At 62.8% G+C, this 26627-nt stretch carries 21 protein-coding genes and 1 pseudogene; 10 read left to right on the top strand and 12 right to left on the bottom strand.

Annotated elements, in window-relative coordinates; translation table 11 throughout:
- Positions 1 to 97 precede the first annotated feature (97 nt).
- The 3 genes from betA to betI all read right to left on the bottom strand — a co-directional run bounded on the left by betA (position 98) and on the right by betI (position 4045).
- On the bottom strand, positions 98 to 1795 hold the full coding sequence (gene betA / locus M2D63_RS11565) for a choline dehydrogenase (RefSeq protein WP_285863050.1): 1698 nt from the start codon (positions 1793 to 1795) through the stop codon (positions 98 to 100).
- A gap of 82 nt (positions 1796 to 1877) precedes the next feature.
- Positions 1878 to 3350 carry a betaine-aldehyde dehydrogenase gene (gene betB, locus M2D63_RS11560; RefSeq protein ID WP_285863049.1) on the bottom strand — a complete coding sequence of 491 codons (1473 nt, stop codon included), beginning with the start codon at positions 3348 to 3350 and terminating at the stop codon, positions 1878 to 1880.
- Between the two features lie 29 nt (positions 3351 to 3379).
- Positions 3380 to 4045 (bottom strand): transcriptional regulator BetI, encoded by a 666-nt coding sequence (betI, locus tag M2D63_RS11555; RefSeq protein ID WP_285863048.1) that lies wholly within the window; start codon positions 4043 to 4045, stop codon positions 3380 to 3382.
- A gap of 477 nt (positions 4046 to 4522) precedes the next feature.
- Between betI and M2D63_RS11550 the strand changes: the two are divergent.
- From M2D63_RS11550 to M2D63_RS11540, 3 genes and pseudogenes are all read left to right on the top strand, one after another.
- Positions 4523 to 6087 (top strand): annotated as a pseudogene (locus tag M2D63_RS11550) (BCCT family transporter); the annotation flags it as partial.
- Between the two features lie 64 nt (positions 6088 to 6151).
- The gene (locus M2D63_RS11545) at positions 6152 to 6469 is read left to right on the top strand and encodes a hypothetical protein (protein WP_198325384.1); all 318 of its coding nucleotides are present in this window, start codon (positions 6152 to 6154) and stop codon (positions 6467 to 6469) included.
- 128 nt (positions 6470 to 6597) lie between these two features.
- Entirely contained in the window at positions 6598 to 7338 is a 741-nt protein-coding gene (locus tag M2D63_RS11540) for an ABC transporter substrate-binding protein (RefSeq protein WP_285863047.1), read from the top strand.
- A 35-nt stretch (positions 7339 to 7373) separates the two neighbouring features.
- On the opposite strand, the gene M2D63_RS11535 is transcribed toward M2D63_RS11540, so the two are convergent.
- The 4 genes from M2D63_RS11535 to gpmI form a co-directional block, all read right to left on the bottom strand.
- A complete protein-coding gene (locus tag M2D63_RS11535; RefSeq protein WP_285863046.1) occupies positions 7374 to 8147 on the bottom strand; it encodes a divergent polysaccharide deacetylase family protein in 774 nt (257 codons plus the stop codon).
- A 9-nt stretch (positions 8148 to 8156) separates the two neighbouring features.
- Positions 8157 to 9485: a S41 family peptidase gene (locus M2D63_RS11530; protein ID WP_285863045.1), complete on the bottom strand. Its 1329-nt coding sequence runs from the start codon at positions 9483 to 9485 to the stop codon at positions 8157 to 8159.
- A gap of 89 nt (positions 9486 to 9574) precedes the next feature.
- Positions 9575 to 10858 (bottom strand): murein hydrolase activator EnvC, encoded by a 1284-nt coding sequence (locus M2D63_RS11525; RefSeq protein WP_285863044.1) that lies wholly within the window; start codon positions 10856 to 10858, stop codon positions 9575 to 9577.
- 128 nt (positions 10859 to 10986) lie between these two features.
- Positions 10987 to 12522 (bottom strand): 2,3-bisphosphoglycerate-independent phosphoglycerate mutase, encoded by a 1536-nt coding sequence (gene gpmI, locus M2D63_RS11520; protein ID WP_285863042.1) that lies wholly within the window; start codon positions 12520 to 12522, stop codon positions 10987 to 10989.
- A gap of 215 nt (positions 12523 to 12737) precedes the next feature.
- On the opposite strand from gpmI, the gene M2D63_RS11515 reads away from it, so the two are divergent.
- The 3 genes from M2D63_RS11515 to secB are packed head-to-tail and all read left to right on the top strand — an operon-like array spanning position 12738 to position 13938.
- Positions 12738 to 13151: a rhodanese-like domain-containing protein gene (locus M2D63_RS11515; protein ID WP_285863040.1), complete on the top strand. Its 414-nt coding sequence runs from the start codon at positions 12738 to 12740 to the stop codon at positions 13149 to 13151.
- Position 13152: 1 nt separating this feature from the next.
- The gene (grxC, locus tag M2D63_RS11510; RefSeq protein ID WP_285863038.1) at positions 13153 to 13407 is read left to right on the top strand and encodes a glutaredoxin 3; all 255 of its coding nucleotides are present in this window, start codon (positions 13153 to 13155) and stop codon (positions 13405 to 13407) included.
- 39 nt (positions 13408 to 13446) lie between these two features.
- On the top strand, positions 13447 to 13938 hold the full coding sequence (gene secB, locus M2D63_RS11505; protein WP_285863037.1) for a protein-export chaperone SecB: 492 nt from the start codon (positions 13447 to 13449) through the stop codon (positions 13936 to 13938).
- A gap of 106 nt (positions 13939 to 14044) precedes the next feature.
- Here the strand turns inward: secB and M2D63_RS11500 are convergent, their stop codons facing one another.
- Positions 14045 to 14500, bottom strand: a complete 456-nt coding sequence (locus M2D63_RS11500) for a tRNA (cytidine(34)-2'-O)-methyltransferase (protein ID WP_285863036.1) — start codon at positions 14498 to 14500, stop codon at positions 14045 to 14047.
- Here M2D63_RS11500 and M2D63_RS11495 point away from each other — a divergent pair.
- Positions 14499 to 14936 (top strand): hypothetical protein, encoded by a 438-nt coding sequence (locus M2D63_RS11495; RefSeq protein WP_285863035.1) that lies wholly within the window; start codon positions 14499 to 14501, stop codon positions 14934 to 14936. The genes M2D63_RS11500 and M2D63_RS11495 overlap by 2 nt on opposite strands.
- Before the next feature lie 313 nt (positions 14937 to 15249).
- Here M2D63_RS11495 and ntrC read toward each other — a convergent pair whose 3' ends face one another.
- From ntrC to glnA, 3 genes are all read right to left on the bottom strand, one after another.
- Positions 15250 to 16686 carry a nitrogen regulation protein NR(I) gene (gene ntrC, locus M2D63_RS11490; protein WP_285863034.1) on the bottom strand — a complete coding sequence of 479 codons (1437 nt, stop codon included), beginning with the start codon at positions 16684 to 16686 and terminating at the stop codon, positions 15250 to 15252.
- A complete protein-coding gene (gene glnL / locus M2D63_RS11485; RefSeq protein ID WP_285863033.1) occupies positions 16683 to 17768 on the bottom strand; it encodes a nitrogen regulation protein NR(II) in 1086 nt (361 codons plus the stop codon). The genes ntrC and glnL overlap by 4 nt, the downstream gene beginning before the upstream one ends.
- Before the next feature lie 363 nt (positions 17769 to 18131).
- On the bottom strand, positions 18132 to 19538 hold the full coding sequence (gene glnA / locus M2D63_RS11480; protein WP_285863032.1) for a type I glutamate--ammonia ligase: 1407 nt from the start codon (positions 19536 to 19538) through the stop codon (positions 18132 to 18134).
- A gap of 331 nt (positions 19539 to 19869) precedes the next feature.
- Here glnA and thiI point away from each other — a divergent pair, with 331 nt between their 5' ends.
- Together thiI and typA are read left to right on the top strand one after the other, a co-directional pair.
- The gene (gene thiI, locus M2D63_RS11475; protein ID WP_285863031.1) at positions 19870 to 21324 is read left to right on the top strand and encodes a tRNA uracil 4-sulfurtransferase ThiI; all 1455 of its coding nucleotides are present in this window, start codon (positions 19870 to 19872) and stop codon (positions 21322 to 21324) included.
- 127 nt (positions 21325 to 21451) lie between these two features.
- Positions 21452 to 23275, top strand: a complete 1824-nt coding sequence (gene typA, locus M2D63_RS11470; RefSeq protein ID WP_285863030.1) for a translational GTPase TypA — start codon at positions 21452 to 21454, stop codon at positions 23273 to 23275.
- A gap of 165 nt (positions 23276 to 23440) precedes the next feature.
- Here typA and M2D63_RS11465 read toward each other — a convergent pair whose 3' ends face one another.
- Entirely contained in the window at positions 23441 to 23848 is a 408-nt protein-coding gene (locus M2D63_RS11465) for a YkgJ family cysteine cluster protein (RefSeq protein WP_285863029.1), read from the bottom strand.
- Positions 23849 to 24047: 199 nt separating this feature from the next.
- Between M2D63_RS11465 and M2D63_RS11460 the strand changes: the two genes are divergently transcribed.
- Positions 24048 to 26498, top strand: coding sequence for a glycogen/starch/alpha-glucan phosphorylase (locus tag M2D63_RS11460; protein WP_285863028.1), 2451 nt, complete (start codon positions 24048 to 24050; stop codon positions 26496 to 26498).
- Positions 26499 to 26627 lie beyond the last annotated feature (129 nt).

The following is a 26627-nucleotide window of genomic DNA, read 5'->3' as shown; positions in this document are numbered from 1 at the left end:
CCATCGGGTGCCTGATTTGTGGTGCCAGGGTGGGCCTTATCGCGGGGCGAGCCCGCTCCTACAGGTCCGTAGGAGCGGGCTTGTCCCGCGATCGGTCTCAAGCCTGCTTCACCTCACGCATGGCCTTGCCCTTGACCGGCGCGCCATTGGCCTTGAAGTACTTGGCGGTGCTGCGCGGCAGTGGCTTGCGGCCACGGATCTTGTCGGCGATTTTCTCGGCGATCATGATCGTGGTGGCGTTGAGGTTGCCGGTGATGATGATCGGCATGATCGAGGCATCGACCACACGCAGGCCCTGCATGCCATGCACGCGACCCTGGCCGTCGACCACGGCCATGTCGTCGGTGCCCATCTTGCACGAGCAGGACGGGTGGAACGCGGTTTCGGCGTGCTCGCGGATGAACTTGTCCAGTTCTTCGTCGGTCTGCACCTCGGCGCCCGGGCTGATCTCGCGACCACGGAAGGCGTCCAGGGCAGGCTGAGCCATGATTTCGCGGGTCAGGCGGATGCCGTCACGGAATTCCTGCCAGTCCTGCTCGGTGGCCATGTAGTTGAACAGGATGCTCGGGTGCTGGCGTGGGTCCTTGGACTTCACGTGGATGCGGCCGCGGCTAGGCGAGCGCATCGAGCCCATGTGGGCCTGGAAGCCGTGTTCCTGTACGCCGTTGCTGCCGTTGTAATTGATCGCCACCGGCAGGAAGTGGTACTGGATGTTCGGCCATTCGAACTCAGGACGGGTACGGATGAAACCGCCGGCTTCGAACTGGTTGCTGGCGCCGATGCCGGTGCCGTTGAACAGCCACTCGGCACCGATGGCCGGCTGGTTGTACCAGAGCAGCGACGGGTACAGCGAGACCGGCTGGGTGCAGGCGTATTGCAGGTACAGCTCCAGGTGGTCCTGGAGGTTCTCGCCCACGCCTGGCAGGTCGTGAACCACAGGGATGTTCAGGCCTTCCAGCAGCTCGCGCGCGCCGACGCCGGAGCGTTGCAGCAGTTGCGGCGAGGCGATGGCGCCGGAGCAGACGATGACTTCCTTGCGGGCACGGGCTTCGACGCGCTCTTCGCTGGAACCCACCAGGTAGCTCACGCCTACTGCACGCTTGCCGTCGAACAGCACGCGGTCGGTCAGGGCGTGGGTGACGATGTTCAGGGTCGAACGCTTCTTGGCGGTGTCCAGGTAGCCGCGGGCGGTGCTGGAGCGACGGCCTTTCTTGGTCACGGTACGGTCCATCGGACCGAAGCCTTCCTGCTGGTAGCCGTTGAGGTCTTCGGTGCGCGGGTAACCGGCCTGCACGCCGGCTTCGACCATGGCGTGGAACAGCGGGTTGTTGCCGGCTTTAGGCGTGGTCACGCTGACCGGGCCTTCGCCGCCGTGGTAGTCGTTCGGGCCGATGTCGCGGGTTTCGGCCTTGCGGAAATACGGCAGGCAGTCCAGGTAGGTCCAGTCTTCCAGGCCTGGCAGTTCTGCCCAGCCGTCGAAGTCCATGGCGTTGCCGCGGATGTAGCACATGCCGTTGATCAGCGAGGAGCCACCCAGGCCCTTGCCGCGACCGCATTCCATGCGGCGGCCGTCCATGTGCGGCTCAGGATCGGTCTCGTAGGCCCAGTTGTAGCGGCGGCCCTGCAGCGGGAAGGCCAGGGCGGCCGGCATCTGGGTGCGGAAGTCGGCGCGGTAGTCCGGGCCACCGGCTTCGAGCAGCAGGACGGTAACGCCTTCGTCTTCGGTCAGGCGGGTCGCCAGGGTGTTACCGGCCGAGCCGGCACCGACGATGATGTAATCGAATTCATGGGACATGGTCTGTTCCCTCATTTGGCAGTAGGCAGGAAAAGCGGGAGCGCCCGGGCCGTTGCGGTCCGGGCGCGGCTACACGGGGTGCTTAGAACACCGAGTTGTAGTTGCCCAGCTCGACCTGTACCGACTTGATGCGAGTGTACTGAGCCAGCGAGCTCACGCCGTTTTCACGGCCGACACCGGACTGCTTGTAACCGCCAACCGGCATTTCGGCTGGCGACTCGCCCCAGGCGTTGATCCAGCAGATGCCGGCTTCCAGCTTGTGGATGATGCGGTGGGCGCGGCTGATGTCGTTGGTGCAGACACCGGCGGCCAGGCCGTATTCGGTGTCGTTGGCACGACGGATGACTTCTTCCTCGGTCTCGTAGCTGAGGATGCTCATCACCGGGCCGAAGATCTCTTCCTTGACGATGGTCATGTCGTCACGGCAGTCGGTGAACACGGTCGGGGCCACGAAGGCGCCCTTGGCGAAGTCGCCGTCGGTCATGCGATCGCCGCCGCACAGAACGCGTGCGCCTTCTTCCTTGCCCTTGGCGATGTAGCCCAGCACGCTTTCCATGTGGGCGAAGCTGACCAGCGGGCCGAAGTTGGTGTTCTCGTCTTCAGGGTTGCCGACGCGGATACGGGCAACGCGCTCGACGATCTTGGCTTCGAAGGCCGCTTTCATCGAGGCTGGAACGAACACGCGGGTACCGTTGGTGCAGACCTGGCCCGAGCTGTAGAAGTTGGCCATCATGGCGATGTCGGCGGCGCGATCCAGGTCCGCGTCGTCGCAGATGATCAGCGGCGATTTGCCGCCCAGTTCCATGGTGACTTCCTTGAGGGTCGAGCTCGAGGCGCTGGCCATGACTTTCTTGCCGGTGGTGGTGCCGCCGGTGAAGGAGATTTTCTCGATGCGCGGGTGCTCGGTCAGCCAGGTGCCGACTTCGCGGCCGCTGCCGGTCAGGACGTTGAACACGCCGTCCGGCAGGCCGGCTTCGGTGTAGATCTCGGCCAGTTTCAGGGTGGTCAGCGAGGTGACTTCCGACGGCTTGAAGATCATCGCGTTACCGGCGGCCAGGGCTGGCGCGGATTTCCACAGGGCGATCTGGATCGGGTAGTTCCAGGCGCCGATACCGACGGTCACGCCCAGTGGCTCGCGGCGGGTGTAGACGAACGAGCTGTCGCGCAGCGGGATCTGCTCGCCTTCGATGGCCGGCACCAGGCCTGCGTAGTATTCCAGTACGTCGGCGCCGGTGACGATGTCGACGTAGCGGGTTTCGGAGTAGGACTTGCCGGTGTCCAGGGTTTCCAGGGCGGCCAGCTCGTCGTTGCGCTCACGCAGGATGTCGACGGCACGGCGCAGGATGCGCGAACGCTGCATGGCGGTCATGGCGGCCCAGACTTTCTGGCCGCGCTCGGCGCTTTCCACGGCGCGCTCTACGTCTTCCTGGGTGGCGCGTTGCACCTGGGCGAGGACTTCGCCGTTGGCCGGGTTGATGGCGTCGAAGGTAGCGTCGCTGGAAGCGTCGACATAACCACCATCAATGTACAGTTTTTGCAGTTCGAAACGGGCCATAGTGTCCTCGCAAGTGCAGTGTGTTTTGGCTATCCGAGCGACGCTCCTACCGGTTGGGCTTGGGCGGCGCGTGCGGGTTCAGAGGCCCGGGTATGTGTGTCCGGGCTCGTCTGTTTCGCCAGTTGTAGATCCATGTATTCGTAAGCGATTTGTTGCGCCTGGTCGGTGTCGAAGGCGTCTCCTGACAGCGCACCGCGCAGCCACAGACCGTCGATCAACGCTGCCAGTCCGCGGGCCGCGCTGCGTGCTTCGGGCAGCGGCAGGGAACGGCGGAACTGACAGCACAGGTTGGAATACAAGCGGTGATCGTTGATCCGCTGCAACCTGTGCAAAGACGGCTGGTGCATGCTGGTGGCCCAGAACGCCAACCAGGTTTTCATTGCCGGGCCGTTGACCTGACTGGCGTCGAAGTTGCCTTCGATGATCACCTGCAGGTGGGCACGCGGGCTGTTGTCCTTGAGCGCCTGCCGGCGGGCGGCGACGTTCTCGTTCAGCACGCTCATCAAGTACCGCATGGTCGCTGCGATCAGGCCGTTCTTGTCCTGAAAGTAGTGACTGATGATGCCATTCGACACACCGGCCAAACGGGCGATCAGCGCAATGCTGGCATCCCCCATCCCGACCTGGTCGACAGCCATCAACGTGGCCTCGATCAACTGCTGGCGGCGAATGGGTTGCATACCGACCTTGGGCATTTGCAAATCTCCTCAGGCCTGCGAGCAGTCGACGAGCGGCTGCCTCGGCGAAGGCCAGTCTATTTTGTTTTGATTGAACGTTCAATCAACAAAGAATATCCTCTGCGACAATCTGTGCCATTGACAGGTTTTCGAGCCGGTCAAAACGCACAAATTGGCACCCCAGAAAGACCTGAAACCCCCGAAATACAAGGTGTTGACGGCTTTTGCCGCTGCGTGTCGCAGTGCCAGCGAACGGTGACGCACCGTTCGGCGGACCCTCGGGAAAGGGAACGGGCCTGTGTTTTTTTGCCGCAGTCGGCGTGGGATCACGGTTTTTTCAGGGTGCTTTTATAACACCTGACGCGATGGGGCCATTGCACCATTTGCTCAGGGAAAAGTCGTTTTCGTTTCTCTCGCACTGCCCGGAGCAAATGTGCAATGAGTTCTGCCTCCCTAATCAAGACCCCTGCCGAGAGGGTCCGGGTCAACGGCGTGGTGTTCATCACCTCCGCGTTGCTGATCCTTGTGTTGACTGCCTTGCTTATCGCTGTACCGGAAAAAGCCGGCGAAGTGCTCAACGTCGCCCAGACCTGGCTGACCCGCAGCTTCGGCTGGTATTACATGCTGGTGATCGGCGGCTACCTGGTATTCGTGGTCGTGATGGCCTTCTCCAGCTTCGGCAAGCTCAAGCTTGGCGGCAAGGACGACAAACCCGACTTCAGCTATGGCGCTTGGGCCGGCATGCTGTTCTCCTCGGGTATCGGTATCTCGCTGCTGTACTTCGGCGCCTCTGAACCGCTGGATCACTACTTCAACCCGCCAGAAGGCACCGCCGCCAGCGCCGAGGCTGCGCGCCAGGGCCTGCAACTGACCTTCCTGCACTGGGGCCTGCACGGCTGGGCGATCTATGCCCTGGTCGGTCTGGCTGTAGGCTACTTCGCCTACCGTCACAACCAGCCGCTGGCACTGCGCTCGGCGCTGTACCCGCTGATGGGCGAGCGCTGGGTCAAGGGCGGCGCCGGTCACGCGGTGGACATCTTTGGCATGTTCGTGACGCTGCTGGGTCTAGTGACCAACCTGGGCATCGGTTCCATGCAGGTGGCCTCGGGCCTGGAATACCTGTTCGGCATGGATCACAGCAAGACCAACCTGCTGATCGTGATCCTGGTCATGGCTACGGTGGCCACGGTGGCCGCAGTTTCCGGCGTGGAGAACGGTATCCGTCGCCTGTCGAACCTGAACATCATGCTGTTCAGCGGCCTGCTGATCTTCGTACTGCTGGCCGGTGACACCCTGCACCTGCTCAACGGTTTCGTACAGAACATCGGCGACTACCTCAACGGCATCGTGCTGAAAACCTTCGATCTCTACGTCTACGAAAGCGAAGCGGGCAAGTCCGAGCGCTGGCTGGGACTGTGGACCGTGTTCTACTGGGCCTGGTGGATTTCCTGGGGCCCATTCGTCGGCATGTTCATCGCCCGTATTTCCAAGGGCCGCACCGTGCGTGAACTGGTTGCCGGCGTGTTGCTGATTCCGCTGGGCTTCACCCTGGCCTGGCTGTCGATCTTCGGCAACACTGCGCTGGACCTGGTGATGAACCATGGTGCCGTGGAGCTGGGCAAGACCGCGCTCGAACAGCCGTCGATGTCGATCTACCAACTGCTGGAATTCTTCCCGGCGGCCAAGATTGTCATTGGTGTGGCGGTGTTTGTCGGCTTCGTGCTGTTCCTCACCCCGGCCGACTCCGGCGCGGTGATGATGGCCAACCTGTCGTGCAAAGGCGGCCAGGTCGATGAGGACGCGCCGCACTGGATGGTGGTGTTCTGGTCGGTGGTGATCACCCTGGTGACCATCGGTCTGCTGTTCGCCGGCAACTTCGCCGCCATGCAGACCATGGTGGTGCTGGCCGGCTTGCCGTTCTCGGTGGTGCTGGTGCTGTTCATGTTCGGCCTGTACAAGGCCATGAAGCAGGACAGCCAGATCGAACAGGAACAAGCCGAACTGGCCGCCCGCGGTCGCCGCGGCTTCAGCGAGCGCCTGAGCCAGCTGGACCTGCAACCGACCCAGGCGATTGTTCAGCGCTTCATGGACAAGCAGGTCAGCCCGGCGCTGAAAGAGGCCGCCGTGCAACTGCGTAACCTCGGCGTTGAGGTGGAGACTCGCGTCGGCCAGTCGCGCTCGACCATGGGCCTGCGGGTGATGATGGAAGAGGGTAATCCTTTCGTCTACGAAGTGAGCCTGGACGGCTACCTGGCCGCGCCAAGCGAAGCGCCGGTCGAAGGTGAAAGCGAAGTGCGCCAGCGCTTCTACCGTGCCGAGGTGTACCTGCACAACGGCAGCCAGGAGTATGACCTGATGGGCTTCACGCCGGATCAGATCACCCGGGATGTGCTGGATCAGTTCGAAAGCCATCGCCAGCTGTTGGGGCGTGTCTACAGCTGATAAAAGCTGATTGACGCAAGGGGCTCTGTTCGCAGGAACAGGGCCCCTTTTGTTTGGCTGTGGTGCCACGCTGGACAGCCACGCTACCTCCCGGCACTCTTGGCATTGCCTAGAAGCCAGGTGCCACTATGTTCAAGCGTCTTGTCCTGTTGCTGTGCAGTTGCCTGTCGTTCGCCGGGGTCGCCCGGGCGGCCGAGCCTGTGGTGCTGCTGACCGAGAACTTCCCGCCCTACAACATGTCGACCAACGGCAAGAGCTTCGCCCGCGACGAGGGCATCGAAGGCATTGCCGCCGATATCGTGCGCGAGGTATTCAAGCGCGCCGGGGTGCCGTACACCATGACCCTGCGCTTTCCCTGGCAGCGTATCTACCAGCAAGTGCTGACCACGCCCGGCCACGGTATTTTCGTCATGGCCCGCCAGCCCGATCGCGAGGCGCTGTTCAAATGGGTTGGGCCGATCGGGCCGGATGACTGGATCCTGCTGGCGCCGGAAGGCAGCACCATCAGTGTCGACAGCCTGGAGGACGCCAAGCGCTACCGTATCGGCGCCTACAAGGGCGATGCCATCGCCGAGTTCCTTGCCCGCGAGGGCCTGAACCCAGTGCTGGTGCTACGTGACCGCGACAATGCGCAGAAGCTGGCCAAGGGCGAGATCGATCTCTGGGCCAGTGGCGACCCGGCCGGTCGCTACCTGGCCAAGCAGGTAGGCGTGGTCAACCTCAGGACCGTCCTGCGCTTCCATGGCGCCGAGTTGTACCTGGCGCTGAACCGCCAGGTACCGGATGACGTGGTCGCCAGGTTGCAACAGGCATTGGAGCAGATGAAGGCCGAGGGTGTGGTCGAGGAAGTATTTGCCCGCTACCTGTAGGTGCTACAGCGACACCAGCAAGCTGAGCGAAACGCTCAGCGATTCGCGTACCGACCGCGCTTGCCATGGGCCGGCATGGCCTGGTTGCTTCGTTCAGCAATCATTTGCCGCAGCGTGATCATCTCGATGCCCTGGCTTTTGAGCCGGGGCATCTCACGCTCCAGCACCTCGAGGGTCTGTGGATAGGGATGGCCGATCAGCACCGCCGTGCCCTGCTTGCGCGCCAGGGCCACGCCTTGCTGCAACTGCCCGGCAATGGCCTCGGGGGTGCGTACATCATCGAGGAAGACATCCCGCGAGACATGCGCCAGGTCGACGGCCTGGGCCTTGGCGGCGGCCACGGTGGCGGCGCTGGTGCGGCTGTCGACGAAGAACAGTTGGCGGCGCTGCAACTCGCCCATCAGCCAGGCCATGGGCACGGATTGCGAGGTCATGCGGCTGCCCATGTGGTTGTTGATGCCGGCGGCGTAGGGCACTTTCGCCAGGGCCGCATCCAGGCGCCGCTCCAGCTCCGGCAGCGGTGTGCCGGGGTGCCAGGCATAAGGGCCGGTGGCCGGGTCCATGGGCATGTGCAGGATTACCGTCTTGCCCGCGCGGTGAGCCTGGCGGGCGAAGTCGGTGGCGTGCGGGGTGTCGGGCATGATCGCCAGGGTCACCGGGCCGGGCAGGGCCAGGGTGCGCGCATCACGCGCCGGGCTCTGGCCGAGGTCGTCGATGATCAGGCTGAGGTAGGCCTTGCCTGGTTGAGCCGGCGCCGCCAGGGTGGCACCGCTCAACAGGCAGATCAGGGCGAACAGCAGGTAACGCATGGCCGGACCTTATTTGCCCTGGGTGATGCTCAGGCCCTTGAGCAGGCTCAGGGCCTGGCTGAGCTGGTAGTCATCGTCCTGCGGACGGGCCTTCTTGCTGGCGGCCTTGCCCGATGGGCGGTCCGCGCCACCGTTGCCATTGCCCAGGTGGCCCTGCAGATCGGCTTCCTTGAAGTTGTCGCTGTCAGGCTCCGTGGCGGTGATCCGGGCGCGCCGTACTTCAACGTCCGGGACAATGCCCTGGGCCTGGATGGAGCGGCCGTTGGGGGTGTAGTACAGGGCGGTGGTGAGCTTCAGGGCGCGCTCGTTGTTCAGCGGCAGCACGGTTTGCACCGAGCCCTTGCCGAAGCTGTCGGTGCCCATCAGCACGGCGCGTTTCTGGTCCTGCAGGGCGCCGGCGACAATTTCCGAGGCCGAGGCGCTGCCACCGTTGATCAGCACCACCAATGGCACCGCTTCGCTGGCGTCGGCCGGGTCGGCCGAGAAGCGCAGTTCGGAGTTGGCGATGCGGCCCTTGGTGTAGACGATCAGGCCCTTGGTGAGGAAGTGGTCGGCCACTTCCACCGCCGACTGCAGCACGCCACCCGGGTTGTTGCGCAGGTCCAGGACCAGGCCGCGCAGTTTCTTGCCGTTGTCCTTGCGCAGCTTGGCCAGGGCCTTGCCGACTTCTTCGCCGGTCTTGACCTGGAACTGGGTGATGCGGATGTAGCCGTAGTTGTCTTCGAGCAACTGGCTCTTGACGCTCTTGACCTGGATGACCGCACGGGCCAGGGTCACGTCGAAGGGGTTGCCGCCGTCGCGTACCAGGGTCAGGGTGATCTTCTCGCCGACCTTGCCGCGCATCTTGTCGACGGCTTCGGTCATGGTCTGGCCACGGGTCGGCTGGCCGTTGATCTTGACGATCAGGTCACCCGCCTCGATACCGGCACGGGACGCCGGGGTATCGTCGATGGGCGAGACGACCTTGACGAAGCCATCTTCCATGCCGACTTCGATGCCCAGGCCGCCGAACTCGCCGCTGGTGCTTTCCTGCAGCTCCTGGAAGTCTTCCGGGCCCAGGTAGGCCGAGTGCGGGTCGAGGTTGCTGAGCATGCCCTTGATGGCGTTTTCCAGCAGGGTCTTGTCATCCACCGGCTCGACATAGGCTGCCTTGATCCGGTCCATGACCTCGGCGAAGGTGCGCAGTTCGTCCAGCGGCAGCGGCGCCTTGGTCGAGGCCGATACCGTCGTGGCCGGAATCGCCGCCGGCTTGGTGGGCTCGGCCGCGCGGGCCAGGGGCGCGCCAAGGACCATGGCGATGGTCAGGGCCAGCGAAGTGAGGCGGGGCGAATGCAGCATGTCGAACGAACTCCTGATCCTGGTAGCGCTCCGGCTGGAGCCTCGGCGTAGCCCTTATCGTGCTACGCCGTCAAATAGGGGGGTGGTGCCTATCCCTGGGCACGGCACCATTGTGCCGGGTCGCTGGGGCGACCCTGCTGGCGGATGGCGAAGTACAGTCCCGAGCTGTCCTGGCCGCCGCTGTTGCCGACGGTGGAAATCGCCTCGCCGGCCTTGACGACGTCTCCGGCACTCTTGAGCAGGCTCTGGTTATGGCCGTACAGGCTCAGGTAACCATTACCATGGTCGAGAATGACCAGAAGTCCAGCGCCGCGCAACCAGTCGGCGAACACCACCCGGCCGCCATGCACGGCGCGCACCTGGCTGCCGGGGGAGGCGCTGATCATCACGCCGTCCCATCTGGCCCGCGAATCATCGCCGCGGGTTTCGCCAAAGCGTGCCAGCAATCGACCATTGACCGGCCACGGAAGTTTGCCCCGCGCAGCTGAAAAAGCGCCGCCAAAGGTCTCGCCGCTGCTGGAAACCAGCGGGCCGGGGATGGGCTTGGGCTTCTTCGGCGCGTCGCTGGCGGCTGCCAGGGCTTCGCGCTGGCGTTGTTTTTCCGCTTCCTGGGCGGCGAGCAGGGCTTTCTGCCGGGCTTCCTCGGCTTCGCGCGCCTGGCGGGCCAGGGTTTCCTCGATGGTCTTGAGGACCTTGGTCAGGTCGGCCTGGTCCTGCTCGCGGGCCTGCAGCTTCTGGTCGCGGGCTTTGACGTCGTTGTTCAGTTTGGCCAGCACCTGCTGGCGCTCGGCGCGGACCTTTTCCAGCTCCTGTCGCTGGCTGTCGAGGGTGCCTTGCTGGGTCAGCAACTGGGCTTGTTGCAGGTTGATGTCCTGCTCGACGCTGGCCAGCTGGCGCAGGGTTTCATTGAAGTTGCGCAGCTGGGTCAGGCGCGCCTGGCTCAGGTAGTCGTAATAGGTCAGGGTGCGGGCGAATTTCTCCGGGTTCTGCTGGTTGAGCAGCAGCTTGAGGTATTCCTCGCGACCGTTCTGGTAGGCCGAACGGGCCTGGATGGCAATCAGGCGTTGTTGTTCAACGCGGGCGCTCTGGAGTTTTTTTTTCTCGTGATCAAGGCGCTCCAGTTCGCCTTCAGTCTTTTTTAGTTCCTGCTGCAGGGCCTCCACCTGCTTTTCCAGCTTGCCGATGTCGGTTTCAGTGCTGCGCAGGTCTTTTTGCACACCGGATTTTTCCTGCTGCAACTGGCCAAGCATTTTTTTCAGCTCGGCAATGTCCTGACGCGTGGCGTCCAGTTGCTGCTGGGTTTGCGCGCGCTCGTCGGCAAACGCCGGGCTGAGCAGGCAAGACAGGGCTAGAACGATCAGGGCGCGAAACATGGAGTGGGCGACACCAGGGATAGAGACTGGCCTAGTATGCCCGCCCAGGCGTGCAAAAAAAACGCCTCGCAGCGTCGGCGGCGAGGCGTTTGTCCGGAAAACCGACCGATACGGCCGGTTTATCGGCTTCAGGCGTCGATCAGGATCGAGGTCCCGGTCATCTCCGCCGGTTTTTCCAGGCCCAGCAGCTGGAGCATGGTCGGCGCCACATCGGCCAGCACGCCGCCTTCGCGGACCTTCACGGCACGCTTGCCGACGTAGATGAACGGCACAGGCTCGGTGGTGTGCGCGGTGTGCGCCTGGCCTGTGCATTCGTCTTCCATTTGCTCGACGTTGCCGTGGTCGGCGGTGATCAGCGCTTCGCCGCCGACCTTGTCCAGGGCCGCGACGATGCGTCCGACGCAACCGTCCAGGGCCTCCACGGCCTTGACCGCGGCCTCGAACACACCGGTGTGGCCAACCATGTCGCCGTTGGCGTAGTTGACCACGATCACGTCGTAGCGCTGCTGCTCGATGGCTTCGACGATGCGGTCGGTGACTTCCGGTGCGCTCATCTCCGGCTGCAGGTCGTAGGTGGCGACCTTCGGCGATGGGATCAGGATGCGCTCTTCGCCTTCGAACGGCTCTTCACGACCGCCGGAGAAGAAGAAAGTGACGTGGGCGTACTTCTCGGTTTCGGCGATGCGCAGCTGGGTCTTGCCGTTCTTGGCCAGGTATTCGCCGAGCACGTTGTCCAGGCTGGCCGGGCCGAAGGCGGCCGGGGCCGGGATCTTCGCCGAGTACTGGGTCAGACCGATGTAGGCGGCAAGCTTGGGCAGGCGCGCGCGCGGGAACTCGCTGAAGTCGGGCTCGACGAACACGCGCGACAGCTCGCGGGCGCGGTCGGCGCGGAAGTTCATGAAGATCACGGCGTCGCCGTCCTCGACCTTGACCGCCTCACCGATGCGGGTGGCCTTGACGAATTCATCGCTCTCGTCGCGGGCGTAGGCCGCTTCCAGGCCGGCCAGGGCGCTGTCGGCGGTGTATTCGGCGGCGCTGTCGACGATCAGGTTGTAGGCTGCCGATACACGGTCCCAGCGGTTGTCGCGGTCCATGGCGTAATAGCGGCCGATCAGGCTGGCGATGCGGCCCTTGCCCAGCCTGGCGAAGGCAGCGTCGAGCAGTTCGATCGACGATTGCGCGCTGCGCGGTGGGGTATCGCGGCCGTCGAGGAAGGCGTGCAGGTAGATTTTCTCGGCACCACGCTGCGCGGCCAGCTCGGCCATGGCGATCAGGTGGTCCTGGTGACTGTGCACGCCGCCGTCGGACAACAGGCCGAGGATGTGCACGGCCTTGCCGGCGCCCACGGCCTTGTCGACCGCGCCGCAGAGCACGGCGTTGTCGAAGAACTCGCCGTCCTGGATGGCCTTGGTCACCCGGGTGAAGTCCTGGTACACCACGCGGCCGGCACCGAGGTTCATGTGGCCGACTTCGGAGTTGCCCATCTGCCCGTCGGGCAGGCCGACATCCATGCCCGAACCGGAGATCAGGCCGTGCGGCTGGGTGGCGCGCAGGCGATCGTAGACCGGTGTGTTGGCGGCAAAGATGGCGTTGTATTCGGGGCTGTCGCTGTGACCGAAACCATCCAGGATGATCAGGACCAAGGGTTTAGGCGTGCTCGTCATCAATAGAACTCACGGTTGTTCAGATGATAAAGACACGCATTTTAGGGCAAATTGGCCACGAATGACGAATTAACCTTACCCCGGCACCGGCGCTGGCCGACGGACTGTAGCCGTTACATGGGAATTACTGTCAACAAGCCGGTCGGGCGGGCTTTGGCCGACCTTGGGGGCTGTGTATACTGGCCGACATTTTTAATGGCCCGGAACACCCTCCAATGGTTGCTCACCTGATCGAATTCGCAACAAATCACTATCTGCTGGTTGGTATCTTCATCGTTCTGCTGGTGCTGCTGATCGTCACCGAAGCCCGCAAGGGCGGCCGCAGCCTGAGCACCGGCGAACTGACCGCGCTGGTCAATGGCGACAAAGGCCTGGTCGTCGACATCCGTACCACCAAGGAATATGCCGCCGGCCATATCGTTGGCGCCGTGAACATTCCCCAGGACAAGTTCGCCGCGCGCATCGGCGAGCTGGAAAAGCACAAGGCCAAGACCCTGATCGTGGTCGACAACATGGGCCAGCACGCCGGCACCACCTGCCGCGAGCTGCTCAAGGCCGGCTTCACCGCCGCCAAGCTGTCCGGCGGTGTTTCCAGCTGGAAAGCCGACAACCTGCCGCTGGTGAAGTGACATGAGCAAGGTCACTGTCTACTCCAGCGATTACTGCCCGTACTGCTCGCGCGCCAAGTACCTGCTCGAGAACAAGGGCGTGGCCTACGAAGAAATCAAGGTCGACGGCAAACCACAGGTTCGCGCCGAAATGGCCCAGAAGGCCGGGCGCACCTCGGTGCCGCAGATCTGGATCGGCAGCACCCACGTCGGCGGTTGCGACGACCTGTATGCCCTTGAGCGCGCCGGCAAGCTCGACGCCCTGCTCGCGGCGTGAACCAGAACCCTTAAAAGACCCTGTAAAGAAGGATCTGTCATGACTGATCAACAGAACAACGACGCCGCAGCCGCAGCCGAAGACAACGCGCCTCAGTTCTCCATGCAGCGCATCTACGTGCGCGACCTGTCGTTCGAAGCGCCGAAAAGCCCGGCGATCTTCCGCCAGCAGTGGGAGCCGAGCGTCGCCCTGGACCTGAACACCAAGCAGAAAGCCCTGGAAGGCGACTTCCACGAGGTGGTGCTGACCCTGTCGGTCACCGTGAAGAACGGCGAAGAAGTGGCCTTCATCGCTGAAGTCCAGCAGGCCGGTATCTTCCTGATCAAGAACCTCGACGCGCCGTCGATGAGCCACACTTTGGGTGCCTTCTGCCCGAACATCCTGTTCCCGTACGCTCGCGAAGCACTGGACAGCCTGGTGACCCGTGGCTCGTTCCCGGCACTGATGCTGTCGCCGGTCAATTTCGACGCCCTGTACGCCCAGGAAATGCAGCGCATGCAGGAAGCCGGCGAAGCCCCTTCGCTGCAGTAAGGCTTGCGATGCAATGAAAAGGCGCCCCTCGGGGCGCTTTTTTCATGTGCGCTATCGCGGGGCAAGCCCGCTCCTACGTAGGAGCGGGCTTGCCCCGCGAACCGGATCAGGCAAAGCCTTGCTGGCGCCAGGCTTCATAGACAGTCACTGCCACGGTGTTGGACAGGTTCAGGCTCCGGCAGCCTGGACGCATGGGCAGGCGCAGGCGTTGCTCGGGGGGCAGGCTGTCGAGCACCTCGGCCGGCAAGCCACGGCTTTCCGGGCCGAACAGGAACGCATCACCCGGCTGGTACGCTGTTTCATGGTAAGGGTGCGAGGCCTTGGTGGTGAAGGCGAACAGGCGCGGCTGGCCGAGGCTCTCCAGGCAGCTGGAAAGGTCGGCATGGCGCTTGAGGGTGGCATACTCATGGTAGTCCAGCCCGGCGCGGCGCAGGCGCTTGTCGTCCAGCTCGAAGCCGATGGGCTCGATCAGGTGCAGGTCGCAGCCGCTGTTGGCGCACAGCCTGATAATGTTGCCGGTATTCGGCGGAATCTCTGGTTGAAAGAGGATGACGTGAAACATGCACGGCTCCGAACATAAAGATGGCGAGCATTCTACTCCTGAACCGGACCCGCGTTCGCAGCTCTGGCCACGGGTTCTGTTCTCGATGGCGATCTTCGGCATGCTGGTGGGGCTGATGATCGGTCGCCTGACCGCGCCCGAGCCACGGGTGCTGGAGCAGGTGCAGGTGGTCGAGGGTGGCCTGGACCTGTGGTTCAACGAAGAACCCAAGCTGCATGGCGAGGAAGTGGAGGGCACCCTGGCGCTGGTATTCGAGGCCGAGGGCAAGGCTGCGCGGGGGCAACTGCAGCTGCAGGGCAAGCCGGTGGCCTGGCGGGTGCAGAAGAGTGACGGCGGGTTGCTGGTGACCCTGGTCGCGACCCGTCCCCTGCACGGCGACTGGGCCGGTACAGAGGACGAGGGGCGCTGGCGGGTGCAGGTGCGACTGCGCGAATAAAAGAGGGGAATCCCCGGCCTGCCTGTACCAAGGCCCCCAAAACTGGAAGTACTGATACTAATGCAGAGTGTGTGCCAGTTTTGTTGCAGTGCGGAAAATGGTGGGTTTAGAGCAGTTGGATAGGTTTTTACCAACGTTTTTTGCGTTGTAGCGGTGCGCCGTGGCTCATGGCGGTGCACTTCAGGGCGCTATCGCAGGCTACGCCAGCTCCCACAATGCTCTGAGCTGTACCGGCATTGGTGGGAGCTGGCGAAGCCTGCGATCGACTGCAAGGCAGTCGCAACAGCTGGTGCAGCGGCTACAACGCGCAGGCTCAGGCCTCGTCGTCGCCTTCGTCTTCGCCGCCGGCGACCTTCATCCCCAACTCCTTGATCTTGCGCGTCAGGGTATTGCGGCCCCAGCCCAGCAGCACGGCGGCATCGCGGCGACGCCCGGCGGTGTGCTTGAGCGCGGTCTCGATCATGATCCGCTCAAAACTCGGCACGGCGCTGTCGAGCAGGTTCGACTGGCCGCGCGACAGCGCCTGGTCGGCCCACTGGCGCAGGGCCTGTTCCCAGTTGGTCACCGGCGCTGCGTCCTGGGGGAGGTTGAGTAGTTCCGGCGGCAGGTCGCCGATATGCACTTCCCGGCCCGAGGCCATCACCGTGATCCAGCGGCAGGTGTTCTCCAGCTGGCGCACGTTGCCCGGCCACGGCAAGTTGCGGATGAATTCCTCGGTTTCCGGCTTGAGCAGCTTGGGCTCCACTGCCAGCTCCTGGGCGGCGCGGCCCAGGAAGTGCTTGGCCAGGGTCGGGATGTCTTCACGACGATCGGCCAGGCGCGGGATGTGGATGCGAATCACGTTCAGGCGGTGGAACAGGTCTTCGCGGAACTTGCCGGCCTGCACCAGGGTTTCCAGGTTCTGGTGGGTCGCGGCGATGATGCGCACATCGACCTTGACCGGCACATGGCCGCCCACCCGGTAGAACTCGCCGTCGGCCAGTACCCGCAGCAGGCGGGTCTGGGTGTCGGCCGGCATGTCGCCGATCTCGTCGAGGAACAGCGTGCCGCCGTCGGCCTGCTCGAAGCGGCCGCGGCGCAGGTTGGCCGCACCGGTGAAGGCGCCTTTTTCATGGCCGAACAGCTCGGACTCCATCAGGTCCTTGGGAATGGCCGCCATGTTCAGGGCGATGAACGGCGATGCCGCGCGCGGGCTGTGGCGGTGCAGGGCGTGGGCGACCAGTTCTTTACCGGTACCGGATTCGCCGTTGATCAGCACGGTGATGTTGGAGTGGCTCAAGCGACCGATGGCGCGAAACACCTCCTGCATCGCCGGCGCCTCGCCGATGATTTCCGGGGTGCGGGTCAGGCTCGGGGCGACATCCAGGCCCTGTTGCTCCTGGGCATGCTGGTTGGCGCGCTTGACCAGCGAAACCGCCTCGTCGACGTCGAACGGCTTGGGCAGGTATTCGAAGGCACCGCCCTGGTAGGAGGCCACCGCGCTGTCGAGGTCGGAGTGGGCGGTCATGATGATCACCGGCAGGCGCGGGTGCTGTTCGCGAATCTGCGCCAGCAGATCCAGGCCGCTGGCGCCGGGCATGCGGATATCGGAAATGATCACGTCCGGCTGCTGGCGGGCCAGGCGGCTCATGACGCCGTCGGCACTGTCGAAGCTCTGGGTGGTCATGCCTTCCTGTTGCAGGGCTTTTTCCAGGACCCAGCGGATGGAGCGATCATCGTCGACGATCCAGACGGTTTCACTACGGCTCATGAGGCGGTGGCTCCTTGTTCCAGGGGCAGGAAGATCGAGAAGGTGGTGTGGCCCGGATGGCTGTCACATTCGATCAGGCCCTGGTGCTGGCTGATGATGTTCTGGGTAATGGCCAGGCCCAGCCCGGTGCCGTCCGGGCGGCCGCTGACCATGGGGTAGAAGATGGTTTCCTGCAGCTCGGCCGGTATGCCCGGACCGTTGTCGATGATCTCGACCTTGGCCACCAGGCGGTGGCGGGTGTGGCCTATGGTGAACTGGCGCATGGCCCGGCTGCGCAGGGTGATACGCCCCAGGCGCAGCTCGTTCTGGCCGCTGATGGCCTGCATGGCGTTGCGCACGATGTTGAGTACGGCCTGGATCATCTGCTCGCGGTCGATCAGCACGTCCGGCAGGCTCGGGTCGTAATCGCGCACCAGGGTGATGCCACCCTGGCTTTCGGCCTCGACCAGGCTGCAGACCCGTTCGAGCACTTCATGGATGTTGGTCATCGCCAGGGACGGCAGCTTGTTCGAGCCAAGCATGCGGTCGACCAGGTTACGCAGGCGGTCGGCCTCTTCGATGATCACATTGGTGTAGTCCTTCAGGCCATCCTCGGGCAGCTCCCGGGACAGCAACTGGGCCGCACCACGAATGCCGCCCAGCGGATTCTTGATCTCGTGGGCCAGGCCGCGCACCAGCATCTTGGTGGTTTCCTGCTTGGACAGCTGCGCCTCTTCCTTGGTGATGCGCAACAGCCGGTCGCGGGGGTGGACTTCGAGCAGCAGCAGGGTCTGGCCCTTGCTCAGGATCGGCGTCACCGCGTAGTCGACGGTCTGGGTCTGGCCGGTCAGCGAGGTCAGCTGGGCTTCACGCTTGGTGAACGGGTGCGCATGCTCCACCGCCAGGCGTAGGGAGTTGAGTGCTTCGGGGGATTCGGTGAACAACTCGCTGATGAATTGCCCATGGCTGCGCTGGCCGCTGATGGCCAGGAGCATTTCCGCTGCCGGGTTCATGTACTCGAGGCGCAGGTCGGCGTTGAGCAGGATGGTGGCAGTGGTCAGGTTGTCCAGTAGCAGTCGGTGCAGGGCATCGCTGATGGTCATGGGGTGTCTGTGACCTCTTTTGGCTCATGACGACTCCGGGGGTGCCAGGGTCGCGGGCGCTGGTTGTCTGCTGGTAACAAGAAAATGCAAAAAACAAACCAAGGCTCCGAAAAGAAGCGGAATTCCCGGATAAAGACCTGTAATTGCGCGAAAAACACCTAAAAAACGCTGGAGCGGCCAATTTTCTGAACCAAAATGGGCCGGTCAGTCTGCAAGCAGGTGGTTGAGTGCACCAATATAGAGCATAGGGGAAAAGTCGATGCATGCAGGCTGAAGGCTGCGGTGCCGAGAGCAGAAAACAAAAAGGCCTCCCGAAGGAGGCCTTTCTTGTTGCGTTACGCCGCTTGCGCGAGCGTCACTGGCTTAGCAGCTGTAGTACAGCTCGTATTCCAGTGGGTGTACGAAGGTGCGGACCTTGATTTCTTCTTCGCTCTTCAGGGCGATGTAGGCATCGATGAAGTCGTCGGAGAATACGCCGCCCTTGGTCAGGAACGCACGGCCCTTGTCCAGCTCTTCCAGGGCTTCTTTCAGGCTGCCGCAAACCTGTGGGATTTCCTTGGCCTCTTCAGGCGGCAGGTCGTACAGGTTCTTGTCGGCGGCATCGCCTGGGTGGATCTTGTTCTGGATACCGTCCAGACCAGCCATCAGCAGTGCAGCGAAGGCCAGGTACGGGTTGGCAGCCGGGTCCGGGAAGCGCGCTTCGATACGACGGGCTTTCGGGCTCGAAACGTAAGGAATACGGATCGAAGCGGAACGGTTGCGAGCCGAGTAGGCCAGCATGACCGGGGCTTCGAAGCCTGGGACCAGACGCTTGTAGGAGTTGGTCGACGGGTTGGTGAAGCCGTTCAGGGCCTTACCGTGCTTGATGATACCGCCGATGAAGTACAGGGCGGTGTCGGACAGGCCGGCATAGCCTTCGCCCGCGAAGGTGTTCTTGCCGTCTTTCCAGATCGACATGTGAACGTGCATGCCCGAGCCGTTGTCGCCGTACAGTGGCTTAGGCATGAAGGTAGCGGTGCGGCCGTAGGCGTCGGCAACGTTGTGCACGACATACTTCAGGGTCTGGACTTCGTCGGCTTTCTTCACCAGGGTGTTGAACTTGACGCCGATTTCGTTCTGGCCGGCAGTCGCCACTTCGTGGTGGTGAACTTCGACGGTCTGACCCATTTCTTCCAGTGCGTTGCACATGGCAGTACGGATTTCGTGGTCGTGGTCGAACGGCGGAACCGGGAAGTAGCCGCCTTTGACGCCTGGACGGTGGCCCTTGTTGCCGCCTTCGACGTCCTGGTCAGACATCCACGAGCCTTGCTCGGAGAAGATCTTGAACATGGAGCCGGAGATGTCGGACTTGAACTTCACTTCGTCGAAGATGAAGAACTCAGGCTCGGGACCGGCGAACACGGTGTCACCGATCATGGTGGCTTTCAGGTGCTCTTCGGCACGCTTGGCGATCGCACGTGGGTCGCGGTCGTAGCCTTGCATGCTCGAAGGCTCGATGATGTCGCAGACCAGGATCAGGGTCGGCTCTTCGGTGAACGGGTCCAGAACGGCGGTATCGTCAACCGGCATCAGGATCATGTCGGAAGCTTCGATGCCTTTCCAGCCAGCGATGGAGGAACCGTCGAACATCTTGCCGACTTCGAAGAAGTCGTCTTCCAGCGCATCGCGAGCTGGCATGGTCACGTGGTGCTGGGTGCCACGGGTGTCAGTGAAACGCAGGTCAATCCACTTGACGTCATGATCTTTGATGAGTTGAACCGACTTCGACATAGTGTCCTCCGGGTGGGGTAGAGCTTGCCTGTGCAGCCCTTTAATTTGGGTGATGCCGGGCGCGAATAGTCGGCCAAGGCAACCTGCCTCACAAGGGAGCAAATTGCATGCCAGTGCCCCGGTTTGGCATTTCTGCCCCATTCCTACGCGTTTCAGGGGGTTTTGGCCCGAGTGTCGGACAATTTTTGCACCCTGATGAGGCGTTATTTTGCTCTAGCGCACCATATCAGTGCATGCAAAACCTTCTGTACGATAATTGGTTAAACCTTGAACAATTTCCGCTATAATCCGCGCCCCACTTTTTTAGTCGGCAGCGCACGCACAGTTTTTCATGAAACTAATCGTAAAAGTCTTCCCGGAAATCACCATCAAGAGCCGCCCGGTTCGCAAGCGTTTCATCCGTCAGCTGGGCCGCAATATTCGCACCGTGCTCAAGGATCTCGATCCTGAGCTGGCGGTCGATGGTGTCTGGGACAACCTCGAGGTGGTCACCCGCATCGAGGACGAGAAAGTCCTGCGTGAGATGACCGAGCGCCTGACCTGCACCCCGGGCATTGCCCACTTCCTGCAGGTCGAAGAGTACCCGCTGGGCGATTTCGACGACATCGTTGCCAAGTGCAAGACTCACTTCGGCCACCTGCTGGCCGGCAAGCGCTTCTCCGTACGCTGCAAGCGTGGCGGTCACCACGACTTCACCTCGATGGACGTCGACCGTTATGTCGGCAGCCAGCTGCGCCAGCAGTGCGGTGCCGCCGGTATCGACCTGCGCAACCCCGAGGTCGAGGTGCGCATCGAGGTGCGCGACCAGCGCCTGTACGTGATCCACAGCCAGCACAAGGGCATCGGCGGCTACCCGCTGGGCGCCCTGGAGCAGACCCTGGTGCTGATGTCCGGTGGTTTCGACTCCACCGTGGCGGCCTACCAGATGATGCGTCGCGGCCTGATGACCCACTTCTGCTTCTTCAACCTCGGCGGCCGTGCCCACGAACTGGGGGTGATGGAAGTCGCCCACTACCTGTGGAAGAAATACGGCAGCAGCCAGCGCGTGCTGTTCATCAGCGTGCCGTTCGAGGAAGTGGTCGGCGAGATCCTCGGCAAGGTCGACAACAGCTATATGGGCGTGACCCTCAAGCGCATGATGCTGCGCGCGGCGGCGCAGATGGCCGATCGTCTGGAGATCGACGCGCTGGTCACCGGCGAGGCGATTTCCCAGGTCTCGAGCCAGACCCTGCCGAACCTGTCGATCATCGACCAGGCCACCGACAAGCTGGTGCTTCGCCCGCTGCTGGCCACCCACAAGCAGGACATCATCGACCAGGCCGAGGCGATCGGCACCGCCGACTTCGCCAAGCACATGCCTGAATACTGTGGCGTGATCTCGGTGAACCCGACCACCCACGCCAAGCGCCACCGCATCGAACATGAAGAGAAGCAGTTCGACATGGCGGTGCTGGAGCGCGCCCTGGAGCGCGCCCGCCTGATCGCCATCGATCATGTGATCGACGAACTGAGCCAGGACATCCAGGTCGAGGAAGTCGCCCAGGCGCTGGCCGGCCAGGTGGTGATCGACATCCGTCACCCGGATGCCCAGGAAGATGAACCGCTGGAACTGGAAGGCATCGAAGTGAAACTCATGCCGTTCTATGCGATCAACAGCCGCTTCAAGGAACTGGACCCAGCGCGCCAGTACCTGCTGTATTGCGACAAGGGCGTGATGAGTCGGCTGCATGCCCACCACCTGCTGAGCGAGGGACATGCCAATGTGCGTGTTTATCGTCCGGCATAAGACGCCGGGGCTGTATGGCGGAAGCATCCGCCATCGCCCTCCCGACCGCCGGGCAGTCTGAGCACCGTTCATTCATATTCGCCGCTTAAAATAGCGGCAACCCGAATCCTCTGATCGAGAAACACAAGTGATCGAAAATCTGCGTAACATCGCCATCATCGCCCACGTTGACCATGGTAAAACCACCCTCGTCGACAAACTCCTGCGCCAGTCCGGCACCCTGGAGCGTAACGAGCTCAACGACGAGCGCGTCATGGACTCCAACGACCAGGAAAAAGAGCGCGGTATTACCATTCTGGCGAAAAACACCGCCATCAACTGGAACGGCTACCACATCAACATCGTCGACACCCCCGGCCACGCCGACTTCGGTGGCGAGGTTGAGCGTGTAATGTCGATGGTCGACTCCGTGCTGCTGCTGGTCGACGCCCAGGACGGCCCGATGCCGCAAACCCGCTTCGTGACCAAGAAGGCCTTCGAAGCCGGTCTGAAGCCAATCGTCGTGATCAACAAGGTCGACCGTCCGGGCGCGCGTCCTGACTGGGTTCTGGACCAGATCTTCGACCTGTTCGACAACCTCGGTGCCACCGACGAACAGCTGGACTTCAAAGTCGTCTACGCCTCGGCCCTGAACGGCATCGCCGGTCTGGACCACACCGAAATGGGCGAAGACATGACCGCGCTGTACCAGTCGATCATCGACAACGTACCGGCGCCGGCTGTTGACCGTGACGGTCCGTTCCAGATGCAGATCTCCGCACTGGACTACAACAGCTTCCTGGGTGTTATCGGCGTTGGCCGTATCGCCCGTGGTCGCGTCAAGCCGAACACCCCGGTCGTCGCCATCGACACCGACGGCAAGAAGCGCAACGGTCGTATCCTCAAGCTGATGGGTCACCACGGTCTGCACCGCGTTGACGTCGAAGAAGCCCAGGCCGGCGACATCGTCTGCATCAGCGGTTTCGACGAGCTGTTCATCTCCGACACCCTGTGCACCCCTGACGTTGTCGAGGCGATGAAGCCGCTGACCGTCGACGAGCCGACCGTTTCGATGACCTTCCAGGTCAACGACTCGCCGTTCTGCGGTAAGGAAGGCAAGTTCGTCACCAGCCGTAACATCAAGGAACGTCTGGACAAAGAGCTGCTGTACAACGTGGCACTGCGCGTTGAAGAAGGCGACTCGGCTGACAAGTTCAAGGTTTCCGGCCGTGGTGAGCTGCACCTGTCGGTTCTGATCGAAACCATGCGTCGTGAAGGCTTCGAGATGGCTGTAGGCCGTCCTGAAGTAATCATCCGCGAAGTAGGCGGCGTCAAGCAGGAGCCGTTCGAGAACGTCACCATCGACATCCCTGAAGAATCCCAGGGCAAGGTCATGGAAGAAATGGGCCTGCGTAAGGGCGACCTGACCAACATGGCGCCGGATGGCAAGGGCCGTGTACGTCTGGAATACAACATTCCAGCCCGTGGTCTGATCGGTTTCCGTAACCAGTTCCTGACCCTGACCAACGGTGCCGGCATCCTGACCTCGATCTTCGATCGCTACGACACCATGAAGTCCGGCCAGATGTCCGGCCGTCTGAACGGCGTACTGGTTTCGGTCGAGACCGGCAAGGCCCTGACCTACTCCCTGGAAACCCTGCAGGCGCGCGGCAAGCTGTTCGTCGAGCACGGCCAGGAGATCTACAACGGTCAGATCATCGGTCTGAACAGCCGTGACAACGACCTGGGCGTGAACCCGACCAAAGGCAAGAAGCTCGACAACATGCGTGCTTCGGGCAAGGACGAGACCATTGCCCTGGTTCCGCCGGTTCGTCACACCCTGGAACAGGCCCTGGAATTCATCCAGGACGACGAGCTGTGCGAAGTCACGCCTAAGTCGATCCGTCTGCGTAAGAAGATCCTCGACGAAGGCGAGCGTACCCGCGCTGCCAAGAAAGCCAAGGCTAACTAAGCCCGGCTGAACGAAAACGCCCCCGGTCGCAAGACCGGGGGCGTTTTTGTTTGTCTGGAACTACCGGTGGGAGCAGCCGGTGGGAGCGGGCTTGCCCCGCGATTGCGGGTTGTCAGTCACATCGCATCGCGGGGCAAGCCCGCTCCCACAGCAAGTCCGCTCCTGCTAGCGGCGAGCCACCGGCTTGGGGATATACGCGCAATACCCCGGGCGCGGCCCGATTCGCGGGTGGTTGCGGCAGGTGTCCGGGCGAGTTTCATAAATGGTGCACAGGCGGCTCTTGCGGTCCAGATAGATGCAGTCGTCGTTGCTCATCTGCGCCAGGGTGAAGATGCCCGATTTCTGGTTGAAGCGCTGGATGATCCCGTCTTTCTGCAAGCGCTTGGCAATGTTCTTCGGCGGTTCGCCCACCTCGAACTCATCCACCACACCCATGCGGATCAGGTCTTTAATCTTCACTTCCGTCGGCAAGGTGCAGCAGGTCGAGTTGCAGCCCCCGCACATATGGCTTTGGTACTTCTGCCAGGTCTCCAGGCGGTCGACTTCGGCGGCGGCAATCAGGGTCGGTTTCATCAGGTTCTGGTTATAGATGTTCGGTTGGGCGCGCGATCATACCGGAGTTGGTCAAAATGTGAACAACCATTTGCCGGTTCTCACGCCAACGGGTACCGCTTTTGCACAGAAACTCCAGAACCCGCACTGTCGCTCCGTGTCGAACCGTCTAGGCTGAGAAATCTCCATCCGCATTCGTCAACTTGATCGAGGACGTCGCATGTCTCAGGAACCACTCGCTCGTGACGCAGAGGTGGCCGCTTTTCGCACCGCTGTACTGGATAAATTGACCTACGCGGTCGGCAAGGACCCGGAGCACGCCTTCGAACATGACTGGTTCGAGGCCATCGCCCTGGCAGCCCGTGATCACATGGTCGATCACTGGATGGACCACACCCGGCAGATTTATCGCAAGAGCCAGAAGCGGGTGTACTACCTGTCCCTGGAGTTTCTCATCGGTCGCTTGCTGTATGACAGCCTGAGCAACCTCGGCCTGCTGGAGATCGCCCGCGAGGCGCTGAGCGGGCTGGATGTCGACCTGGAGCGGATCCGCCTGCTGGAGCCGGATGCGGCCCTGGGCAATGGCGGTCTCGGTCGGTTGGCGGCCTGTTTCATGGAAAGCATGTCGACCCTGGGTATCGCTGCCCACGGCTATGGCATCCGCTACGAGCACGGTCTGTTCCGCCAGGCGGTGGTCGATGGCTGGCAGCAGGAGCAGACCGAGAACTGGCTGGATTTCGGCAACCCCTGGGAGTTCGAGCGGGCCGAGGTGATCTACCCGATCAGCTTCGGCGGCAGCGTCGAAACCGTGCATGACGCCAATGGCCAGCAGCGCCAGGTGTGGTGGCCCGCCGAGACGGTGCGGGCGGTGGCCTACGACACACCGGTGGTCGGCTGGCGCGGCGCCAGCGTCAATACCCTGCGCCTGTGGCGTGCACGGGCGCTGGAAGAGCTGCACCTGGAGCGCTTCAACGCCGGCGACCACCTGGGTGCCGTGGCTGAAGTGGCGCGTGCCGAAAGCATCTCGCGGGTCCTGTATCCGGCCGACAGCACCGAGGCCGGCCAGGAGCTGCGCCTGCGCCAGGAGTACTTCTTTGTCTGCGCTTCCTTGCAGGACCTGCTGCGGCGCCACCTGAACATGCACGACAACCTGCTCAACCTGCCGCAGCAGGCGGCGATCCAGCTCAACGACACGCACCCCTCGATCGCCGTGGCCGAACTGATGCGCCTGCTGGTCGACCAGCATGAAGTGCCCTGGGACACCGCCTGGCAACTGACCGTCGACACCCTGGCCTACACCAACCACACCTTGCTGCCCGAGGCCCTGGAAACCTGGCCGGTCGGCCTGATGGAGCGCATGCTGCCGCGGCACATGCAGATCATCTACCTGATCAACGCCTTCCATATCGACGCCCTGCGAGCCAAGGGCATCCACGATTTCGACGTGCTGCGCGCGGTGTCGCTGATCGAGGAAGACAACGGCCGCCGGGTGCGCATGGGCAACCTGGCCTTTCTCGGTTCGCACAGCGTCAACGGTGTATCGGCGCTGCACAGCAAGCTGATGCGCAGCACGGTGTTTGCCGAGATGCACAAGCTCTACCCGCAGCGGATCAACAACAAGACCAATGGCATCACCTTCCGCCGCTGGCTGTACCAGGCCAACCCGGCACTCACCGCCATGCTGGTCGAGGCCCTCGGCGACGCCGTGCTGGATGACCCGCAGAACCGTCTCAAGGCGCTTGAGCCGTTCGCCGACAAGCCCGCGTTCTGCAAGCAGTTCGCCGAGCAGCGCCTGCGCAGCAAGCGCGCCCTGGCCAACCTGATCCAGGAGCGCCTGGGCATCACCGTCAACCCGCAGGCGCTGTTCGATGTGCAGGTCAAACGGATCCACGAGTACAAGCGCCAATTGCTCAACCTGTTGCACACCGTGGCCCTGTACCAGGCGATCCGGGCCGAGCCCGGGGTCAACTGGGTGCCACGGGTCAAGCTGTTCGCCGGCAAGGCGGCGGCCAGTTATCACCAGGCCAAGCTGATCATCAAACTGAGCAACGACATCGCCCGGGTGGTGAACAACGACCCGACCGTGCGCGGCCTGCTCAAGGTGGTGTTCCTGCCCAACTACAACGTCAGCCTGGCCGAGAGCATCATCCCGGCGGCCGACCTGTCCGAGCAGATCTCCACCGCCGGTTACGAGGCCTCGGGCACCAGCAACATGAAGTTCGGCCTCAATGGTGCGCTGACCATCGGCACCTTGGATGGCGCCAACGTGGAAATGTGCGAGCAGGTCGGCGCCGAGAACATGTTCATCTTCGGCCTCAGCGCCCAGCAGGTGGAGTCGAGAAAACGCAGTGGCGACTTTGGTGCCAGCGCCGCCATTGCCGCTTCCAGCCGGCTCGGCGATGTGCTCCAGGCGATTCGCGGCGGGGTGTTTTCGCCGGATGATCCGGCGCGCTACACGGGGCTGGTCGATGCGCTGGTGGCCCATGACCGCTTCCTGGTCTGCGCCGATTTCGATGCCTACTGGGACGCCCAGCAGCGCGTCGAGGCGCTCTGGCACGATCCGGCGCAGTGGTGGCGCATGGCGGTGCTCAACACCGCGCGCATGGGCTGGTTCTCTTCGGACCGGACCATTCGCGAGTACGCGACGCAGATCTGGAAGGCCCTGGACTAAGCTGTGGTGGATGGCCCGGGGGCGATGAACTCTCGGGCCAATGTGCCGTCTGATCGATCAAGCGTGTCTGATGACTCGCTAGCGCTTCACTCTCCCTGTAAACTGCGTGGGTTTTTATTACCCCATTCT

Source organism: Pseudomonas sp. BJa5 (assembly GCF_030272875.2).
In the GTDB taxonomy this organism is placed as follows: Bacteria; Pseudomonadota; Gammaproteobacteria; order Pseudomonadales; family Pseudomonadaceae; genus Aquipseudomonas.
This window is presented reverse-complemented; position numbering and strand designations above follow the sequence as displayed.

Bases quoted from the DNA above. Each gene is read 5' to 3' on its own strand.
- M2D63_RS11540 (WP_285863047.1), top strand. From the start codon at position 6,598: ATGTTCAAGCGTCTTGTCCTGTTGCTGTGCAGTTGCCTGTCGTTCGCC.
- gpmI (WP_285863042.1), bottom strand. From the start codon at position 12,522: ATGACGAGCACGCCTAAACCCTTGGTCCTGATCATCCTGGATGGTTTC.
- glnA (WP_285863032.1), bottom strand. From the start codon at position 19,538: ATGTCGAAGTCGGTTCAACTCATCAAAGATCATGACGTCAAGTGGATT.
- M2D63_RS11495 (WP_285863035.1), top strand. From the start codon at position 14,499: ATGCACGGCTCCGAACATAAAGATGGCGAGCATTCTACTCCTGAACCG.
- betB (WP_285863049.1), bottom strand. From the start codon at position 3,350: ATGGCCCGTTTCGAACTGCAAAAACTGTACATTGATGGTGGTTATGTC.
- M2D63_RS11460 (WP_285863028.1), top strand. From the start codon at position 24,048: ATGTCTCAGGAACCACTCGCTCGTGACGCAGAGGTGGCCGCTTTTCGC.
- M2D63_RS11465 (WP_285863029.1), bottom strand. From the start codon at position 23,848: ATGAAACCGACCCTGATTGCCGCCGCCGAAGTCGACCGCCTGGAGACC.
- glnL (WP_285863033.1), bottom strand. From the start codon at position 17,768: ATGACCATCAGCGATGCCCTGCACCGACTGCTACTGGACAACCTGACC.
- thiI (WP_285863031.1), top strand. From the start codon at position 19,870: ATGAAACTAATCGTAAAAGTCTTCCCGGAAATCACCATCAAGAGCCGC.
- M2D63_RS11530 (WP_285863045.1), bottom strand. From the start codon at position 9,485: ATGCTGCATTCGCCCCGCCTCACTTCGCTGGCCCTGACCATCGCCATG.
- M2D63_RS11535 (WP_285863046.1), bottom strand. From the start codon at position 8,147: ATGCGTTACCTGCTGTTCGCCCTGATCTGCCTGTTGAGCGGTGCCACC.
- betI (WP_285863048.1), bottom strand. From the start codon at position 4,045: ATGCCCAAGGTCGGTATGCAACCCATTCGCCGCCAGCAGTTGATCGAG.
- ntrC (WP_285863034.1), bottom strand. From the start codon at position 16,686: ATGAGCCGTAGTGAAACCGTCTGGATCGTCGACGATGATCGCTCCATC.
- M2D63_RS11500 (WP_285863036.1), bottom strand. From the start codon at position 14,500: ATGTTTCACGTCATCCTCTTTCAACCAGAGATTCCGCCGAATACCGGC.
- grxC (WP_285863038.1), top strand. From the start codon at position 13,153: ATGAGCAAGGTCACTGTCTACTCCAGCGATTACTGCCCGTACTGCTCG.
- betA (WP_285863050.1), bottom strand. From the start codon at position 1,795: ATGTCCCATGAATTCGATTACATCATCGTCGGTGCCGGCTCGGCCGGT.
- M2D63_RS11525 (WP_285863044.1), bottom strand. From the start codon at position 10,858: ATGTTTCGCGCCCTGATCGTTCTAGCCCTGTCTTGCCTGCTCAGCCCG.
- secB (WP_285863037.1), top strand. From the start codon at position 13,447: ATGACTGATCAACAGAACAACGACGCCGCAGCCGCAGCCGAAGACAAC.
- M2D63_RS11515 (WP_285863040.1), top strand. From the start codon at position 12,738: ATGGTTGCTCACCTGATCGAATTCGCAACAAATCACTATCTGCTGGTT.